Source organism: Silicimonas lutimaris (genome assembly GCF_047314965.1).
Taxonomy (GTDB): domain Bacteria; phylum Pseudomonadota; class Alphaproteobacteria; order Rhodobacterales; family Rhodobacteraceae; genus JAVJUV01.
This window is the reverse complement of record NZ_JBLBVK010000014.1, coordinates 1-1,137: the sequence shown is the minus strand read 5'-3', so window position 1 is coordinate 1,137 and position 1,137 is coordinate 1. Positions and strand designations below refer to the sequence as shown.

General features: G+C 57.0%; 3 protein-coding genes. 1 reads left to right on the top strand and 2 read right to left on the bottom strand.

Annotated features, from left to right (window positions below; all coding sequences use genetic code 11):
• Positions 1-57: 57 nt before the first annotated feature.
• Positions 58-237: a hypothetical protein gene (locus ACKLNI_RS00510; RefSeq protein WP_413717033.1), complete on the bottom strand. Its 180-nt coding sequence runs from the start codon at positions 235-237 to the stop codon at positions 58-60.
• A 56-nt stretch (positions 238-293) separates the two neighbouring features.
• A complete protein-coding gene (locus tag ACKLNI_RS00505) occupies positions 294-731 on the bottom strand; it encodes a DUF5681 domain-containing protein (protein WP_413717032.1) in 438 nt (145 codons plus the stop codon).
• A 64-nt stretch (positions 732-795) separates the two neighbouring features.
• Between ACKLNI_RS00505 and ACKLNI_RS00500 the strand changes: the two genes are divergently transcribed.
• The gene (locus ACKLNI_RS00500; RefSeq protein WP_413717031.1) at positions 796-987 is read left to right on the top strand and encodes a hypothetical protein; all 192 of its coding nucleotides are present in this window, start codon (positions 796-798) and stop codon (positions 985-987) included.
• The last annotated feature ends 150 nt before the right edge of the window (positions 988-1,137 follow it).

Here is a 1,137-nt window from a genome sequence, read left to right as displayed (position 1 = left end):
TTCCCGCAAGCAGGGACGTGAATGCCGAAAGCATACTGAAAACAAGAGACCTGATAGTCATGGATCATGACTTGTGCTGACTAGGCCCTTTTCCCGGTCAGCGTTGCTTTCGTCGCGTGGCACGCCAGTGGTGACGAACAGAAAGTTTATCTCTTCACCATGCTCTGCCTCCTGGCTCCGAATGAACTCAGCCTTCTCCTCTTCAGACATGCTTTCCCAAACGACGACGTAGCGCATTGCTTCCCCAGTCTTCGCCTCAAGGCGCTGCAGCCTTCGGCCCAAACTCCTGGCGGTCATTGTTTTGCCTCCAGAGCTGCCAGCCGGTCTTCGATTTCTGTCGTCTCCAGTACCCGCCGATAATTCTCGATCAGGCCCATCACAGAGGCGCCCTCGAGCGGGGTGAGTTGTTCTTCAGAAACTGCCCTTAGAATGCTGGACGCGGCTGTGGCCGCCTCCTGAGCGTTGCTCATCGTCGGCAAGTCGAAGTTGACGGGTGCATCCTTCCGGAGCGGTGCAATCCGCTCCATGCAGAGGCGCAGGGCTGTCGTGTCTCCTTCAAGTGCCATATCGACAGCCTTCTGTGTAATTGCCTCGGCAGACCCATCCATAAGATGCTCGACAGCCCTTGTGGCTTTGTGGCGGGTTCCCTTGGGCTTGCCCGGATTGCCTGGAGCAAACGTGCCGTCCGGGTTTCTACCTTCCGATTTCCGTCCGCTTTTTCGGTTCGACATGGCTTACCACCGATCTATTGTTCGTGTTTTGTTCTATCACATTCAGACTTGAAAATGAAGCTTCATGCCCGAGCGCAGAGGACGCAAAACCGGCGTTGAGACCTTCATTCCCGGCGACCGCCGGGCATGGGCGCATGAGATATGGGCTGACCGAGACGAAGTCGCCAAGCTGCCATCCGGCGCGTGGATGCTGCGGGAAGCGGCGAAGGTGCTGGGGTTGGCCGAAGAAGCGGTGGACGAGATGTTGAAGCGATGAGCCGCAACTTCCGTTCCACATGCCAAACCGGACATCTGACAAAGAGACTCGAATGCCGCCTTCGAGCCCTTTCCGGAAGTGACCAACCAGAAGCCCTCGCAAATGCAGCATGAACACCTCTGAGCCTGACCGCTGCGGCTCAGAAGGAAA